This window comes from Actinoplanes sp. KI2 (assembly GCF_025630775.1).
Classification (GTDB): Bacteria; Actinomycetota; Actinomycetes; order Mycobacteriales; family Micromonosporaceae; genus Actinoplanes.
The window spans coordinates 1-15,980 of the sequence record NZ_JAOSZE010000073.1 but is presented as its reverse complement, the minus strand read 5'-3'; the positions used below and the strand labels follow the sequence as shown (position 1 = coordinate 15,980).

16 protein-coding genes and 1 tRNA gene are annotated in these 15,980 nt (G+C 68.5%); 14 read left to right on the top strand and 3 right to left on the bottom strand.

From position 1 onward, the window contains the following. Nucleotides 1–55 precede the first annotated feature (55 nt). The 5 genes from ODJ79_RS44005 (at nt 56) to ODJ79_RS43985 (ending at nt 5,689) form a co-directional block, all read left to right on the top strand. Nucleotides 56–1,063 carry a segregation and condensation protein A gene (locus ODJ79_RS44005; protein WP_411267438.1) on the top strand — a complete coding sequence of 336 codons (1,008 nt, stop codon included), beginning with the start codon at nt 56–58 and terminating at the stop codon, nt 1,061–1,063. After that, nucleotides 1,060–2,115: an SMC-Scp complex subunit ScpB gene (gene scpB / locus ODJ79_RS44000; protein ID WP_263029696.1), complete on the top strand. Its 1,056-nt coding sequence runs from the start codon at nt 1,060–1,062 to the stop codon at nt 2,113–2,115. The genes ODJ79_RS44005 and scpB overlap by 4 nt, the downstream gene beginning before the upstream one ends. Next, the gene (locus ODJ79_RS43995) at nt 2,084–2,881 is read left to right on the top strand and encodes a pseudouridine synthase (RefSeq protein WP_263029695.1); all 798 of its coding nucleotides are present in this window, start codon (nt 2,084–2,086) and stop codon (nt 2,879–2,881) included. The genes scpB and ODJ79_RS43995 overlap by 32 nt, the downstream gene beginning before the upstream one ends. 121 nt (nt 2,882–3,002) lie before the next feature. Next, nucleotides 3,003–4,088, top strand: coding sequence for a multiple monosaccharide ABC transporter substrate-binding protein (gene chvE, locus ODJ79_RS43990; protein ID WP_263029694.1), 1,086 nt, complete (start codon nt 3,003–3,005; stop codon nt 4,086–4,088). Next, nucleotides 4,085–5,689 (top strand): methyl-accepting chemotaxis protein, encoded by a 1,605-nt coding sequence (locus ODJ79_RS43985; RefSeq protein ID WP_263029693.1) that lies wholly within the window; start codon nt 4,085–4,087, stop codon nt 5,687–5,689. The genes chvE and ODJ79_RS43985 overlap by 4 nt, the downstream gene beginning before the upstream one ends. Nucleotides 5,690–5,694: 5 nt before the next feature. On the opposite strand, the gene ODJ79_RS43980 is transcribed toward ODJ79_RS43985, so the two are convergent. Continuing rightward, on the bottom strand, nt 5,695–6,387 hold the full coding sequence (locus tag ODJ79_RS43980) for an enoyl-CoA hydratase-related protein (RefSeq protein WP_263029692.1): 693 nt from the start codon (nt 6,385–6,387) through the stop codon (nt 5,695–5,697). Nucleotides 6,388–6,497: 110 nt separating this feature from the next. Between ODJ79_RS43980 and cmk the strand changes: the two genes are divergently transcribed. The 9 genes from cmk to ODJ79_RS43935 all read left to right on the top strand — a co-directional run bounded on the left by cmk (nt 6,498) and on the right by ODJ79_RS43935 (nt 14,167). After that, nucleotides 6,498–7,178, top strand: coding sequence for a (d)CMP kinase (gene cmk, locus ODJ79_RS43975; protein WP_263029691.1), 681 nt, complete (start codon nt 6,498–6,500; stop codon nt 7,176–7,178). A 5-nt stretch (nt 7,179–7,183) separates the two neighbouring features. Next, entirely contained in the window at nt 7,184–8,566 is a 1,383-nt protein-coding gene (der, locus tag ODJ79_RS43970) for a ribosome biogenesis GTPase Der (RefSeq protein ID WP_263029709.1), read from the top strand. A gap of 50 nt (nt 8,567–8,616) precedes the next feature. After that, nucleotides 8,617–8,690, top strand: a tRNA-Pro gene (locus ODJ79_RS43965). A gap of 107 nt (nt 8,691–8,797) precedes the next feature. Beyond that, on the top strand, nt 8,798–9,763 hold the full coding sequence (locus ODJ79_RS43960; RefSeq protein ID WP_263029690.1) for a tyrosine-type recombinase/integrase: 966 nt from the start codon (nt 8,798–8,800) through the stop codon (nt 9,761–9,763). Between the two features lie 164 nt (nt 9,764–9,927). Continuing rightward, nucleotides 9,928–10,497 (top strand): hypothetical protein, encoded by a 570-nt coding sequence (locus tag ODJ79_RS43955; RefSeq protein WP_263029689.1) that lies wholly within the window; start codon nt 9,928–9,930, stop codon nt 10,495–10,497. Nucleotides 10,498–10,560: 63 nt separating this feature from the next. Further along, nucleotides 10,561–11,829 carry a hypothetical protein gene (locus tag ODJ79_RS43950; protein ID WP_263029688.1) on the top strand — a complete coding sequence of 423 codons (1,269 nt, stop codon included), beginning with the start codon at nt 10,561–10,563 and terminating at the stop codon, nt 11,827–11,829. 211 nt (nt 11,830–12,040) lie between these two features. Next, nucleotides 12,041–12,988 (top strand): tyrosine-type recombinase/integrase, encoded by a 948-nt coding sequence (locus ODJ79_RS43945; RefSeq protein ID WP_263029687.1) that lies wholly within the window; start codon nt 12,041–12,043, stop codon nt 12,986–12,988. 19 nt (nt 12,989–13,007) lie between these two features. Continuing rightward, complete coding sequence (locus ODJ79_RS43940) at nt 13,008–13,271, top strand: hypothetical protein (RefSeq protein ID WP_263029686.1); 264 nt, start codon at nt 13,008–13,010, stop codon at nt 13,269–13,271. A 32-nt stretch (nt 13,272–13,303) separates the two neighbouring features. After that, nucleotides 13,304–14,167: a nucleotidyltransferase domain-containing protein gene (locus ODJ79_RS43935; RefSeq protein WP_263029685.1), complete on the top strand. Its 864-nt coding sequence runs from the start codon at nt 13,304–13,306 to the stop codon at nt 14,165–14,167. 144 nt (nt 14,168–14,311) lie between these two features. Here the strand turns inward: ODJ79_RS43935 and ODJ79_RS47375 are convergent, their stop codons facing one another. Further along, on the bottom strand, nt 14,312–14,554 hold the full coding sequence (locus ODJ79_RS47375) for a helix-turn-helix domain-containing protein (protein WP_411267437.1): 243 nt from the start codon (nt 14,552–14,554) through the stop codon (nt 14,312–14,314). 881 nt (nt 14,555–15,435) lie between these two features. Beyond that, on the bottom strand, nt 15,436–15,980 hold a 545-nt coding region (gene narI / locus ODJ79_RS43930; RefSeq protein WP_263029684.1), incomplete at its 5' end, for a respiratory nitrate reductase subunit gamma.

Here is a 15,980-nt window from a genome sequence, read left to right as displayed (position 1 = left end):
AACGTTGGTTGTGAGCCCGGAACAGCTTGTCGAACTCGTGGTCTACGGTCAGCAGGTGCCCGAAGATGCCGTGAACCCCGCCCCCGACGACCTCGACGTGGTCGCGGCTGCGGAGGATTCCGGCAAATTCACCGTACGACTACAAAACTTCACCGGCCCGTTCGACCTGCTGCTCCAGCTGATCGGCAAGCACAAGCTGGATGTCACCGAGGTCGCGCTGCACACGGTCACCGACGACTTCATCGCCTACATCCGGGCCATGGGCGACGACTGGGATCTGGACGAGACCAGCGAGTTCCTGCTGGTCGCCGCGACCCTGCTCGACCTGAAGGCGGCCCGGCTGCTGCCCGCCGCCGAGGTGGAGGACGAGGAGGACCTGGCCCTGCTCGAGGCCCGCGACCTGCTGTTCGCCCGCCTCCTGCAGTACAAGGCCTTCAAGGAGGCGGCGTCGGTCATCGCCGAGCTCGAGGCGACCGGGGCGAAACGGTGGCCGCGCGCGGTGTCGATGGAGGCACGGTACGCCGAGGCGCTGCCCGACCTGGTGCTCGGCATCGGGGTGGAGCGGCTGTTCAAGCTGGCGTTGAAGCAGTTCGCGCCCAAGCCAGGCCCGCCGCAGGTGTCGATCGCGCACATCCATCAGGTGCGGGTCAGCGTCCGCGAGCACGCCCAGCTGCTGCGCGACCGGCTGCGGCGGGCCGGGAGCGCGACGTTCTCGCTGCTGGTCGCCGACTGCGAGAGCACGCTCGAGGTGGTGGCCCGGTTCCTGGCGCTGCTGGAGCTGTACCGCGAAGGTCTGATCGAGTTCGAGCAGCCGGTCTCGCTGGACGAGTTGACGGTCCGCTGGGTCGGCGGGGACGCGCCCGACGTCGAACTGGACATCGACGACTACGAGGGCAGCAAACCGGCACCCGACGAGGCCGCCGCACCGCCGCCCGGCGAAACGGATTCGCCGGACGAAGATGCGGGGACATCCCAGGCCGAGGCCGGCGGATTTGACACGGCCGGGAGTCTTGAAGATCTTGACGGGGACGAGAAGGACGCCGTGCTGGAGGAACGATCGTGAGCGACGACGAACGGACCGAGTCGCTGGCACGGCAGGCCGCCTCCTGGGTGCCGCCGTGGGAGCGGCAGCAGCGCCCACCGGATCGGCGTTTCCAGGCCGAGGCCGAGGCTGCCACCGAGGCGTCAGGCGCGGCGGATGCTGCTCCCGATGAGCCGGTGCAGGACGAGCGGCCGGACGACGACCAGGAGTGGTCCGAGGCCGGTCTCGCCGAGGGTGACGACGATTTCGACGAGGCGTTCGAGGGGGCGAATCCGCCCGGCTACGTCGACCAGGAGCCCGACGAACCGGAAATCCCGGAGGTTTCGGACTTCGCGGGCGATGACGGGGACGCTGCGCCCGTCGGCGGGGACGAGGTGGAGGAGCCGCCGATCGTTGAGCGGATGGCGGACGAAGAACCGGTCGCGCCGGTGGCCGGTGCCGTGCCCGAGCAGGGGCGCCGGAAGGACGACGCTCCTGCGGTCGGGGAGCCGTCGACACGTACGTCTGAAGATCTTCCGGAATTGATCGACGACAGCGAGCTTTGCGCGGCGCTCGAGGCCATCCTGCTGGTGGTCGACGAGCCGGTGGCGGAGATGCAGCTGGCGCAGATTCTGGAGCAGCCGACCGAGCGGGTCGCTGTGATGCTGGAGAACATCTCGGCGCGCTACACGGCGGCGGGGCACGGGTTCGACCTGCGGCGGGCCGCGGGCGGCTGGCGTCTCTACACGCGGCCGGAGTACGCGGCGTATGTCGAGCGTTTCGTGCTCGACGGCCAGTCGGTGCGGCTGACCCAGGCGGCGCTGGAGACGCTCGCGGTCGTCGCCTACAAGCAGCCGGTGACCCGCGGGCGGATCTCGGCCATCCGCGGCGTCAACTGCGACGGGGTCATGCGTACGCTTGCTACGCGCGGACTGATCGAAGAGTGCGGCGTCGAGGGCGAGACGGGGGCCTACCTGTACCGCACGACGCCGCTGTTCCTGGAGAAACTGGGGATCAACTCGGTCGATCAGCTGCCGCCGCTCGCCCCGTTCCTGCCCGACGATGTGGAAGAAGTGCTCGATGCCCCAGGCTGACACCGCCGAACGCCTCCAGAAAGTGCTGGCCGCCGCCGGTGTCGGGTCCCGCCGCGCCTGCGAAGATCTCATTTTCCGGCGGCGGGTCACCGTCAACGGCAAGGTCGCCAAGCTCGGCGACAAGGTCGATCCGGCGACCGCGGAGATCCGCGTCGACGGGCAGCGGGTGATCACCGACACCAAGCTCGTCTACCTCGCGATGAACAAGCCTCGCGGCGTCGTGACCTCGCTCGACGACGAGAAGGGGCGCACCGAGCTGGCCGACTTCCTCGGGCAGTTCGACCAGCGGCTGTTCCACGTCGGGCGCCTCGACGCGGACAGCGAGGGACTGTTGCTGATCACGAACGACGGGGAGCTGACCAACAAGCTGACCCATCCGTCGTACGGGATCGCCAAGACCTATCTCGCCGAGGTGGTCGGGCCGCTGCCGCGCAACGTCGGCCGGCGCCTGCTCGCCGGGGTGGACCTCGAGGACGGGCCGGCCCGCGCCGACGCGTTCAAGCTCGTCGACGCGCTCGGCAAGACCGCCCAGGTCGAGATCGTGTTGCACGAGGGCCGCAAGCACATCGTGCGGCGGATGATGGACGCGGTCGGGCATCCGGTCACCCGGCTGATTCGTACGGCGGTCGGGCCGATCCGCCTCGGTGATCTTCGGCCGGGTGGCTTCCGGCACCTGTCGAACGCGGAGGTCGCGGCCCTCTTCCGGGCGGTCGGCGACGGGCCGTCCGGCAGCGGCCGCGACGACGAGGACGAGGACGAGGACTAGCAACCGATCTGCTCCGGGTATTGCCGGAAGGATCATGGGGGTTCGCTTAGCTGGCGATTTGCGTTGCCGAGTGTGAGGGCACAGCTCCCCACCTCGAACGGGAGCCTTCTAGGAGGACTCCGTGACCAGGTCGCCGATTCGTTTCGGTTTGCCCGTCGCTGCGCTGTTGCTCGCCTGCACAGCCGCATGCGGCACCAATTCGCTCGCCACCCTGAGCGATAACGCCCCCAATCCCGGCACGATCGGCATCTCGATGCCGACCAAGACCGAGCAGCGCTGGATCGCCGATGGCGACAACATGGTCAAGCAGTTCCAGGCGCTTGGCTACGGCACCGACATCCAGTACACCGAGAAGGACGCGCAGCAGCAGGCCCAGCAGCTCAACGCCATGATCGACCGGGGCGACAAGGCGCTGGTCATCGGCGCCGTCGACGGCACCGTCCTGAAGGACGCGCTGAAGAAGGCCCACGACAAGGGCATCCCGGTCATCTCGTACGACCGGCTCATCCGCGGCTCCGCGGACGTGGACTACTACTGCAGCTTCGACAACTTCAAGGTCGGCGTGCTGCAGGCGACCACGATCGTGAACCACCTCGGCCTGAAGAACACGAGCAAGACGTTCAACATCGAGCTGTTCGCCGGGTCGGGCGACGACAACAACGCCACCTTCTTCTTCAACGGCGCGATGAGCGTGCTGAAGCCGTACATCAAGTCCGGCACCCTCGTCGTGCCGAGCGGGGAGACCTCGTTCACCGAGGTCGCGACCGCCGGCTGGGACGGCAAGGTGGCCGCCGCGCGGATGGCCAAGCTGCTTGCCGGCGCGGACAGCGGGGTGAAGCTCGACGCGGTGCTGTCGCCCAACGACGGCATCGGGCGTGCGCTCATCGGCGCGCTGAAGGAGGGCGGCTACTCGAAGCTGCCGGTCATCACCGGTCAGGACGCCGAGCTGGACTCCGTGAAGCTGGTCAACCAGGGCGTCCAGACGCAGACCGTCTACAAGGACACGCGCGAGCTCGCGAAGGTCGCCGTCCAGATGACGAACAAGATCCTGTCGGGCCAGAAGCCCGACATCAACGACACGACGACGTACAACAACGGCGTCAGCGTCATCCCGTCGTTCCTGCTCCAGCCGGTCAGCGTCGAGAAGGCGAACCTCGTCTCGGTGCTCGTCGACGGTGGCTACTACTCGAAGGCAGACCTCTCGTGACCACGACCAACCTGTCCTGGCGGCAGCGCGTGACCGCCTCCTTCCTCGACCGGCCGGTCGCCGTCAAGCTCGGCGCCCTGGTGGTGGTCACCATGCTCGCGCTGCTCACCTGTCTGGTGGTCAGCAACCTGACGTCCCGGGAGAACTCCAAGACGTCCGAGGACCTCGCGGCCCTCAACCTCGCCGGCACGTACGTGCTGCAGCTGGACCGCCTCGCCAGCGAGCTGAAGGCGAACGGCCTCGAGGCCATCGCCCGGGAGCACGCGGCCGACCAGGCCGCCAAGCTCAACGAGTCGATCGAGCAGACCAAGGCCCTGCTCGACAAGCTGACCGCGGCCAAGCTGCCGCCCGCGCAGACCGCGAGCGTCGCGAAGCTGCGCAAGGTGTACGAGGAGTACATCGCCGTCATCACCCGGTACGTGGCCGGCGCCCAGCAGGACCCGGTGACCGCGCGGCTGGGCTGGTCCCAGATCGGCGTGGACAACTACCTGGTCTCCGCGGTGCTGGAGAACGAGCGTGCCGAGTTCGCCCGGGTGGTTGCCGCCGCCGAGGCCGCGGCCGCCGACCAGCGCTCCACCGGTGACCACGTGATGTGGGGCACGATCGGCATCGACACGCTGGTGGTCATCAGCCTGGCTTGGATCGTGGTCATGTCGATCACCCGGCCGCTGGTGCGGGTGCGGCACGCGCTGCAGGCGGTCGCCGCCGGCGACCTGACCGCGACGGCCGACGTGCAGGCCAAGGACGAGGTGGGCCAGATGGCCCGCGACCTCGACACCGCCCTGGCCGGCATGCGCGACGTGGTCGGCTCGGTGACCGAGTCGGCGCACGCCGTGGCGGCCGCGGCCGAGGAGCTGTCGTCCACCTCCGAGTCGGTGACCACCGCCGTGAACGAGACGGCCCGCCAGAGCGAGCAGGTCGCGCACCAGGCGGCCTCGGTCTCGGAGAGCGTGCAGACGGTCGCGGCCGGCGCCGAGCAGATGGGCGCGTCGATCGGTGAGATCGCGCACAACGCCGCCGAGGCGGCCCGGGTGGCCGGTCAGGCGGTCTCGATCGCCGAGCGGACCACCGAGCAGGTCGGCAAGCTGGGCACGTCGTCCGAGGAGATCGCCACGGTGATCAACACGATCACGCAGATCGCCGCGCAGACCAACCTGCTGGCGCTCAACGCGACGATCGAGGCGGCCCGGGCCGGCGAGATGGGCAAGGGCTTCGCGGTGGTGGCCGGCGAGGTCAAGGAGCTGGCGATGGAGACGGCTCGGGCGACCGAGGACATCTCCCGCCGGGTCGAGACCATCCAGACCGACACGGCCGGGGCGGTCGAGGCGATCGGCGAGATCACCGCGGTGATCACCCGGATCAACGACTTCCAGAGCACGATCGCCAGCTCGGTCGAGGAGCAGACGGCGACGACCACGGAGATGAACCGTGGCGTGGCGGCGGCTGCCTCAGGCGTCGGCGGCATCGCGGTCAACGTCGACGGCCTGGCCGAGTCGTCCCGGGTGACCGGCCAGGGCGTGTCCCAGTCGATGGCCGCGGTCAACGAGCTCAGCCAGATGGCGAACCGCCTGCAGGCCATGGTGAGCCACTTCCGGGTCTGACCTGGTCAGTTGTTGAGAAGCTGCGGGTCGGGGGCGTTGCCGCCCTCGGCCCGCAGTGCCGTGAGCACCGACGCGTACATCCTGGTCTTGATGGTCTGCAGGGCGGGGCCGGCCTTGCCGGCGTGCTGCCGGGCGAGGGCCATCGCCGTCTCGCGGACCTCGGCCTCGGGCCGGGCGTCGTCGACAATCTGTTTCGCGTACGCGTCGACGCCGCCGAAGCGCCGGGCCGTGACCATCGCCTCGTGCGCGGTCTGCGGCGTCAGCCGCGCCTGGATCAGCGCGCTCATGCCGACCGAGAAGGGGATGTTGATGTCCGCCTCGGGCAGGCACCAGTAGCCGCGGTCGGCGCGCATCACGCGCAGGTCGTGGCAGAGCGAGAGCATGGCGCCGGCGGCGAAGGTGTGGCCCTGCAGGGCCGCGACGGTGACCATCGGCAGGCCGAGCACCCGCGCGAAGAGGGCGTGGACCTGACCGGTGTACGAGGCGAACCGCTCCGGGTGCTCCATGAGCCACTCGAGATCGAGGCCGTTCGACCAGATCTTGCCGGTCGCCGTGGTGACCAGGGCGCGCGGGTCGTCGCCCTTCTCCACCTCGTCGAGCAGGCTGTTCACCGAGGTCATCCAGTCGGGGTGGAAGCGGTTCTCGGTGTCGCCGAGATCGAGGACGAACACGGTGTCGTGGCGGTCGAGCGTGGGCATGATGCGCTCCCTCCGTGGTTACTCGTGAGTAACATACCCTAGTTCGTCGATGCTTTCCATGGCGGGCACAATGGGAGGGTTGGTCGGGCGGGCGAACCGAAGGAGGAACGGTGGCGGAAGCAGTGCGGCCGGAGAAGTGTGTGGTGGCCGTCGACGGGCCGTCCGGCTCGGGCAAGTCCACCGTCTCCCGGCGGCTCGCCTCCGCCGTCGACGGCGCGTACCTCGACACCGGCGCGATGTACCGGGCGGTGACCTGGGCGGTGCTGCAGGCCGGCGTCTTCCTGGACGACGCCGAGGCGATCGCCAAGGTGGCTCTCGAGACCGAGCTGTCCATCGGTACGTCGCCGGACGCTCCGCACTTCGCCGCCAACGGCGTCCCCGTCGACGGCCCGATCCGCGGTCCCGAGGTGACCGCGGCCGTCTCGGCGGTCGCCGCCGTGCCGGCCGTGCGCAAGCACCTGGTCGCCCTGCAGCGGGCGATCATCGCCGGCCACCCGCGCATCGTGGTCGAGGGACGGGACATCGCCTCGGTGGTGGCGCCCGACGCCGACCTCAAGGTCTATCTGACCGCGTCCTCCGCCGCCCGGGCCGCCCGGCGCAGCGCCGAGAATGCCGCCGACGTGGCGGCGACCGAGGCCGACCTGGCCCGGCGCGACAAGCTCGACTCCTCCCGCACTGCCGACCCGCTGCGGCAGGCCTCCGACGCCATCGAGGTCGACACCACCGGCATGGGTATCGACGACGTCGTGGCGCATCTTTTGAAGCTTCTGAATAGCAAGGTGAGTAAGTGAGCGAGTTGCCCGTTGCCGACATATCGGACAATCCCGATTTGTCTGCCGGTCCGGTACCCGTGGTGGCCGTCGTCGGCCGTCCCAACGTGGGCAAGTCGACGCTGGTCAACCGCATCATCGGCCGCCGCCAGGCGGTTGTCGAGGACGTTCCCGGGGTGACCCGCGACCGCGTGCCCTACGACGCGCAGTGGAACGGCCGCCGCTTCACGGTGGTCGACACCGGCGGCTGGGAGCCCGACGCCCGCGACCGGGCCGCGGCCATCGCGGCCCAGGCTGAGATCGCCGTGCAGACCGCCGACGTGGTCGTCTTCGTCGTCGACGTAACGGTAGGCGCCACCGACGTCGACGAGGCCGCGGTGAAGATGCTGCGGCGCAGCCACAAGCCGGTCATCCTGGTCGCCAACAAGGCCGACAACCAGAACCTGGAGATGGAAGCCGTCTCCCTGTGGTCCCTCGGCCTGGGCGAGCCATACCCGATCTCGGCCCTGCACGGCCGCTCCTCCGGCGACCTGCTCGACGACATCCTGGCCGCGTTGCCGTCGCCGCCCCCGATCGTGGAGGACGCCCCCCGCGGCCCCCGGCGGGTCGCCCTCGTCGGCCGCCCCAACGTCGGCAAGTCGTCGCTGCTGAACCGCGTCTCCAAGGAGGAACGCGCGGTCGTCGACTCGGTCGCCGGCACCACCGTCGACCCGGTCGACTCGCTCGTCGAGATGGACGGCGAGGTCTGGCAGTTCGTCGACACGGCCGGCCTGCGCAAACGAGTCAACCAGGCCTCCGGCACCGAGTACTACGCGTCCCTGCGCACCGCCGGCGCGGTCGAGGCGGCCGAGGTGGCGGTCGTACTGCTGGACTCCGCCGAGGTGATCAGCGAGCAGGACCAGCGCGTACTCACCCAGGTCGTCGAGGCCGGCCGGGCCCTGGTGATCGCCTTCAACAAGTGGGACCTGGTCGACGCCGACCGCCGCTTCTACCTGGACAAGGAGATCGACCGCGAACTGAAGCGGATCCCCTGGGCGATTCGGGTCAACATCTCCGCCAAGACCGGGCGCGCGGTCGACAAGCTGGCCCCCGCGCTGCGCCGAGCCCTCAACTCCTGGGAGCAGCGAGTCCCCACCGGCGCCCTGAACCAGTGGCTGACCGCCCTCACCCAGGCCACCCCCCACCCGGTCCGCGGCGGCCGGGCACCCCGCATTCTCTTCGTCACCCAGGCCGGAGTCGCACCGCCCCGGTTCGTGCTGTTCACGACCGGCCCGCTGGACGCCGGCTACCTGCGGTTCATCGAGCGAAAGCTCCGCGAGGAGTTCGGCTTCGAGGGGTCGCCGATCGAGATCTCGGTCAAGCCCAGGAAGAAGACGGGCCCGGGGGGTCGCGGCAAGGCCCACGGGTAGGGGATGTAAGGTGTAGAAGTTGCCGCGCGGTGTGGTTGGCCGGGTGGCATCGGGCTGTAGCGCAGCTTGGTAGCGCACTTGACTGGGGGTCAAGGGGTCGCAGGTTCAAATCCTGTCAGCCCGACAGCGAGAGGGTCTCTGCAGGTCAGAGGCCCTCTTTTGTGATCATGGGACGTTCTGCCGGGTCGAGCACGCCGCTTGTAGACCCCTTGACTCGGCAGGTGACGATCCATGGCCCTGTACCACCTCGACAAGCTCTGCGCCGGCCTCAACGAGACCGACTGGGGCGGCCTGATCCGCGACTGGGACCGGTCGCTGCGGGCCGCGAATCATCCGGAGACGACCCGCTACAACTATCTGATCGCCGTCGTGCAACTGGCGCGGTATCTGCGCTCGGAAGAATCGGAGTACGCCGGCTCGGCGGCGGCGCTCGGCCCGGCCGCCGTGAAGAAACGGCACCTGGAGGCGTTCCAGGGCTGGATGCTCGAAACGCGTAAGGCGACGACCGCGCTGAACAAGCACAAAGCGCTGCAGCAGTTCTTCAAATGGCTGATCGGCGAGGAGGAGATCGAATCCTCCCCGATGGAACGCGTGCCGCAGCCACGCACCGAGGAAAAGCTGGTCCCGGTCATGCGCGACTGGGAAACGAAGAAGCTGCTCGATCATGTGCGGCTGAAGAAGGACTTCGCCGCGCTGCGCGACGAGGCGATCATCCGGCTGTTCTACAACACCGGCTCCCGGCTCTCGGAGATCGGCAACCTCATGTTGACCGATCTGGACATGCCGTCGCAGTCGATCCTGCTGCACGGCAAGGGCGCCAAGGACCGGCGGGTGCGGTTCGGCACCAAGACCGCGAAAGCGCTCAGCCTGTATCTGCGGGCCCGGGCGAAACGCCGCTACGCCGGTGAGATCGAGCAGTTGTGGATGGCCGAGCGGGGCAAGGTCGCGCTGACCCCGAACGGGATCAAGCTGATGCTCAAACGGCACGGCAAACGCGCCGGGCTCGGCCACGTGTACGCGCACCGGTGGCGGCACAACTTCGCCCACGAATGGAAACGCGCCGGCGGCAACACCGGTGACCTGATGCTGCTGCTGGGCTGGTCGTCGGATGCGATGCCGCGCCGGTACGGGCGCAGCGCCGCCGCCGAACGTGCCCAGGAGATCCAGACCCAGCTGGGCATCGGCGAGAAGGTCTGAACCCGTCCCCGTCGCGCTGGGATCGGGCGCCCGGCGTTCGATCCCAGCGTTGCACCCGGACCCCCGTGCCTTGCGGCCCCCATGGCAGTGGACAGGTATTCCGTGCGTCGGCGGGTTGCCGATGACCGCTGTCTCTGGGCCGCTACGAATCCGAAGGGGATGCGATGAAACGACAAGCAAACGCTGCGCCTGAGCGCGCTCTGCGCTGTCTCGGCTGCCCGAGCACGGATGCCCTGATCCGCGTCGAAGCTCTCACCCGGCAGCAACGCACCGTGGCCGAGGTCCGCGGCCGCGCGCCAGGACCATTCGGGTATCCGGTGCCGGTGCGGGCGCGCATCGTTCACCACACTGCCTTGGCGGCGGCCTTGGCGCCGCCTCGCCGCCCGCGCTCCGCCACGGCCCCGGCGATCGTGCTCGGCGTCGCCGGGCCTGCAGCGGCATTGAACCTGGCCGTAGCCGTCCAGTCCGGCGGCGCGCAGGGGATCGCGGGCGTCATCATCATGGGACTGCTCGCCGCCGGCAGCGGGTGGCTGCTACGCGCCCGGCGCGCGGCCGCGGCCAGGACGGGGCCGCAGGTCCGCACGGCACGGTGGTTGTGGCGGCACTGCTGGTACTGCCGCCGCTGCGGCGCGGTCAGCCTGCTGGCGCCCGCTCTGCGGGCGGCGCTGCCGGCACCGAACCTGGCGGCCACCCTGCTCACGCTCGCGCCCGGCGGGCACGGGCCGCAACCGTAGCGGGCGCGACGGTGTGCGATCCCGGGAGACCACCGCCGCCATCGACACCTCGACCAGGTGATCGTGGGTGGCGCCGACGACCACTCACGCGGCACCGCCGGTCCCTATCGAGGCCGCATCGCGCCGACGCATACCGGGGAATCGACGCGGATTCGTCCTGACGATGGTTCCCGGTCGCACCCGGTCGGCTCGTATGCTCCGGCGGTGGAGTATGGCGTTTCGGCTGACCTGGCGCTTGCCGCCGGGGCATCGGATCTTGACCCGCTGCAGGCGCAGGGGGCCGGATCGCTGCTGGACCGGCTGTTGAACCAGGTCGAAGCAGCCGAGACCGGCGACGAGGATGACATCGTCGTCGTCAGCCGCTACTGGGTCGGCGCGCATCCCGAAGGCGCGCTGGTGCTGCTGGTCCTGGATGCCGCGTCGCTGGAGGTCGCCGAGGCTGCCGCCCGCGACATCATGCACGAGGTCCTTGAACGCAGTGAACTGCTGGCCGACTGGGTCATCGCCCGCTGCGAGGTCGGCTTCGACCAGCGGTTCGCCGAGGCCGGACTGCAGGCGGCCGACGGCCCCGACGTGCCACCGGCCGATCCGTCGCAGCGGGCGCGCTGGCTCGCCGAGCAGCGCGGGCCTGCCACGTCGCTCGCGGATCCCGGGCCGCCGATCGATCGCCGCCAGTGGGTCATTGACCACGCCGGCCAGCTGCGGGCGTTCGATCTGCTGGTTTTCGACGCCGGTGACGGGGACCAGGACACACCGAAGCTCGCCGCCGGCGCTTTGATCTTCGCGTCCACCATCATGATCGACGAGCTGTTCCAGGACATCGGGACGCTCGCCGCCGACCACGGCACCGTCGCCGGCAGCGACGCCCTGTTCATGGTCCTGGACGAGCTTCCGCAGCGGTTCGCGCACCATTACAACGGCCGGTTCGCCCGCCAGTTCCTCGTCGCCACCGTCATGGTCACCGGCAGGCTGGCCGGCGAGGGATGGACGCCGCCATCCTGTGTCGGCGAAGCCCTCGCGCTGCACCTGCTTGTGGAGAAGGCTCGAGCGTTGCTCGAGGACTATCAGCTGCTCGACGGTGATGTGCTCGACCGGCTGTACGACGGCTTCGACGACGCTGCCTACGACGACCTCGACCACGAATGGCTGTACCAGGACGATCTGGACGGCTTCGAGGACGACGCCGCCTTCACCGCGCAGTTCGGACCGTCCGACATGCACATCGAAGCATGGTTCCAGCACATCCCGAACACCGCCGGACATATACACCCCTTCTCGATCAGCCTCGCCCCACCCGAACTGCGGCAACCGCCCGACGCCCAGCCGGACTGACCTCCCGGGGCTGGCACTCACGTAGCCATCGCCGGTGGCGGCCGGTCGCGCAATGACCGCAGAGCGCGGGACTACTGCGGACCATCTGAGCCCACTTCCGCGCGGGTGGATGACGCCTGACGATGGAGCCCAGGCGTCCTGTCGTACGGCCCGTCGCGGCGGTTCGCCAGGACAAGGGGCCGGTGTCTGGATGGTGTGGGGTGAGGCTGGAATGGAACTGCAGAAGGTCTGTCGTGGCCTCGCCCCGGCCTGGTCGGACTACCTGCGGGACTGGGACCGAACGCTGCGCGGCGGCAACTATCCCGAGACGACCCGCTACATCTATCTCCTCGCCGCCGCGCAACTGGGCCGCTTCCTCATCGACGTCGTCGACCAGCTGGACTCCCACGACGCGGCCGACGATCCGTGCGAGGTGAAGCGTGGTCACGTCGAGGAGTTCCAGGCGTGGATGGTCCGTACCCGGTCGGCGTCGACGGCGCTCAACAAGCACAAGGGCCTGCAGCAGTTCTTCAAATGGCTGGTCGAGGAGGAAGACCTCGAACGATCGCCGATGGACCGGGTGAAGCAGCCCAAGACCGAGCAGAAACTGATCCCGATCCTCGGCGACGACGACACCGCCAAGATCCTCGCGACCTGCCGGGGTAAGGACTTCCTGTCCCTGCGCGACGAGGCGATCATCCGGGTCTTCTACAACACCGGCGCCCGCCTGTCCGAAGTCGCCGGCCTGCAGCTCGACGACACCGACCTGGGCAACGACTCGCTGCTGTTCCACGGCAAAGGCATGAAAGACCGCCGGGTCCGGTTCGGTCCGCGTACCGGCCGCGCGCTCAGCAAATACCTGCGCATGCGAGCGCGGCGCCGCGCCGCATCGACGCCTGCATTGTGGCTGCCCGAGAAGGGCGAGGTGCCGCTGTCCTCCAACGGCGTCAAGATCATGCTCCGGCGGCGGGGGCTGCTCGCCGGAGTTGCCGACGTCCACGCGCACCGGTGGCGGCACAACTTCGCGCACGAGTGGAAACTCGCCGGCGGCGACACCGGCGACTTGATGATGGTGCTCGGCTGGGCCTCCGACGACATGCCCCGCCGGTACGGGGCGAGCGCCGCCGCGGAACGCGCGCAGCTGATGCACGCACGGCTGCGTATCGGCGAACGAGTCTGACGCGGGCGGAGGCGTCGGGATGGCATTGACAGCGCAGCAACGCGAGCGGCGAGCGCGGATCGCCGCACACGCCTCCTGGGCGAACACCGCTGACCGCACAGGACGGACCGCGCCGGCGACGGCGTCGTTCCTGGCCCGCTTCGAGAAGCAGGTGGACCCGCTTGGTGTTCTCGACCCGGAAATCCGGACGGTGATGGCCACCCACGCCAGGCGGGCCTACATGCTCCAGCTGGCCGAGAAGTCCGCCAAGGCCCGCAAGCGGGCAAAGACCGACGAGAGCTGATCACGGCGTATCTCGTGACAAGAAATGGGGAAGTGGTGGACCGAGCACGTGCGATTGAGCTGACCGAAGGCGTCCTGGAACGTCTCGTCGAAGGCCGGGCGCAGTGGCCGCTGAGCCTGGTCCGTGAGCTGTATGTTTTCGGCTCGGTTGCTCGGGGAGCGCTAAAGCCACACGACGTCGATCTGGACGTCGAGTTCGACCGCGACGACCAGTGGCGCTCCGAAGTGTCGCGGAGCCTGAGCGAGCGCTACGACCCCTGCCGCGTGTTCCGGCAAGCTCTGACGGGACGCCGGCGCAGCGTCGACTTTGCGTTCGACTGCCACGCCGACGCCGACTTCGACATGACGTTGCTGTGGCGCCGCGGTGACGACCTGCCAACAGCCATGGCCCGGCTGCACTCGATCAAGCCGGACCCGGCCGCCGGCCGAGCGGAACGCCACGCGATGCTGCCCGAGTTCGACGGCATGGAACGCTGGTTGCCTCGGTATTACCGCGAGCAGATCATCGAGGCGATCGAGAGCGGCGCCGTCCGCGTGGAACGGCTCGTTCTTGACGACCACGAAATCGAGGACTCCTTGGTACGGGAACACCTGCATAAACGATGGCAGCCAACAAGTCCGCTCTACCGAGCGGGCCAGGCGGTCTTCGGGAACCTGTTGGATCGTGGAATCGATCCAGGACAGCTCATTCTCCACGGTCAGAACGTCCGCGACAATTTGACGCCGTACTTTGCGGGGTTCGGGCTATGCTACTTTCGGGGCGTAAAACCATTCTTCCTCGAGTACCACGGAGTGGAATTGATCGAGGTGGTGCACCCAACACGGGTCGGTGAAATAAGGGCGTTGAGATTCCTGCCGGATTCCCTTCCCCGACTCAAGGAGGTGGACTGGCGATAAGCCCATACCCGTCGGTGCGGCGGGCATCCCCAACGTTGGTCGACGAGGCGCCCTGAATCTGTCCACCCAGCCCAGAGTGTATCGAGTACGTGCGGTTTCCAAAAGCATGTGTCGTTCGTCAATCGCGGGCTTCGTCTGCGCCTTCTAGAAATCTTGCGCTGCCTCGCGTTGCTCAATAAATAGGTCGACCGATGACCGTCGAAAACGGACGTACTTTCCTACGCGAAACCCCTTTGGCCCGATCCGTGCCGATCGCCACTTCCGGACTGTGCCGACGGGAACCTTGAGGATTTCTGCAACGTCTTCGATGGTCAGTATCTCGTCGTCATCCTTATCAGCGTCTTTGGCTGTCAACGGTGCACTCCCTGCGGTCTTGGTTCGAGTCATGCCGGTTTGACGCCACGGCAGAGCGCATCGTTGCCGCCAGGACGATACGACACCCGGACGAGTGAATGACACCTGGCCCGCAGATCGGTCCGTGAACCAATAACCTGCCGGTTAACAGCTGTCGGCGTCGACGGAGCGCCGGCCCGTCTCGGGCAGGGGATCAACCGAGCAGGGATGTGGCCCTTGGACGACCGTGAACCGCAGGAGAACCCCAGCTTCCACGAGGATTCGCAGGAGCCGGCGCATCCGGCCAGGTCCAGTTTGCCTGACAGCGGTGATCCGCGGGCGTTCCCCGCCGGACCCGCTGGGCGCCGCGTCCTGTCGAGGGTCACTTGCGAGGCAACCGTGGCTGCCGTTATGGCCCCCACCCCGGGAGGTGACAACTCGGCCCGGCACCTCTGTACGGGGTTCACGAACCACAGGACACAATTGTTGAGCGCCAGCTGACTGGTCGGCGGGCAAATGTCCGGGCGGCGAGGCCTTGGTAGGAAGCTGGTTGGCCGGTCGCGATAGCGGAGGCGGCAGAGCACCTCAGGGCTGGCCTCGATGCGGTCGCGTCGGTGGTGGCGTGGACGATTTCGCGGCGACTGGTCGCCGACCTGCACGCCGGCGCGGCGGCGGTTAATCGGACTCCCCTTCGCAGACCAGCAGGGTGGCTTCTCTGGGGTTTTCGTGTTCGTCGAGCCGTTGTCCGGCGGTCAGGGCGATGACGGTCTGGCGCAGGGCGCTGGCGTGCCCGCCGTTCACCGTCTGGGCGCTGCGGCCGCTGGACGCCTGCCGGGCGGCGATAGCTGTTTACTGGCGAGTTTGGTCCGTGACGAATTGTCCACGATGCCTCCATCGCTCGAGTTGGGATGGTGTTTTGCATTGCGCGGTGGCAGTCATGGGTGGCCGACTCGTTCCCAGCCTCGGCGGGGCGATTGCGCGCCGAGCCGGTCGTCGCGGCTGCGGTAGACGATGTACGGCCGGGTCAGGTAGCCGATCGGCGCCGAGAACACGTGCACGAGCCGGCTGAACGGCCAGAACGCGAAGAGCGTCCAGGCCGCGAGGGCGTGCAGCTGGAAACCGAGCGGCGCGGCCAGGATCAGGTCCTTGTCCGGGTGCAGGTAGAAGATCGACCGGAACCACGGCGAGACGGTCTGCCGGTAGTCGTGCGGGTGTCCGGTCAGGTTGCCGAGCACGGTCGTGCCGAGGCCGAGCACGATGGTGCCGATCAGCAGCACGTACATGAGCTTGTCGTTGCGGGTGGTGGCGGAGAAGACCGGGCCGACCGTGCGCCGCCGGTAGATGAGGATCGCCGCGCCGGCCAGCGTGCAGAAGCCGGCGACGGTGCCGAGGGTGACCGCGACGGCGTGGTAGGCGGTCTCGCTGATGCCGAGCGCGTCGGTCCACGACTCCGGGATCAGCAGTCCGCCGATGTGCCCGG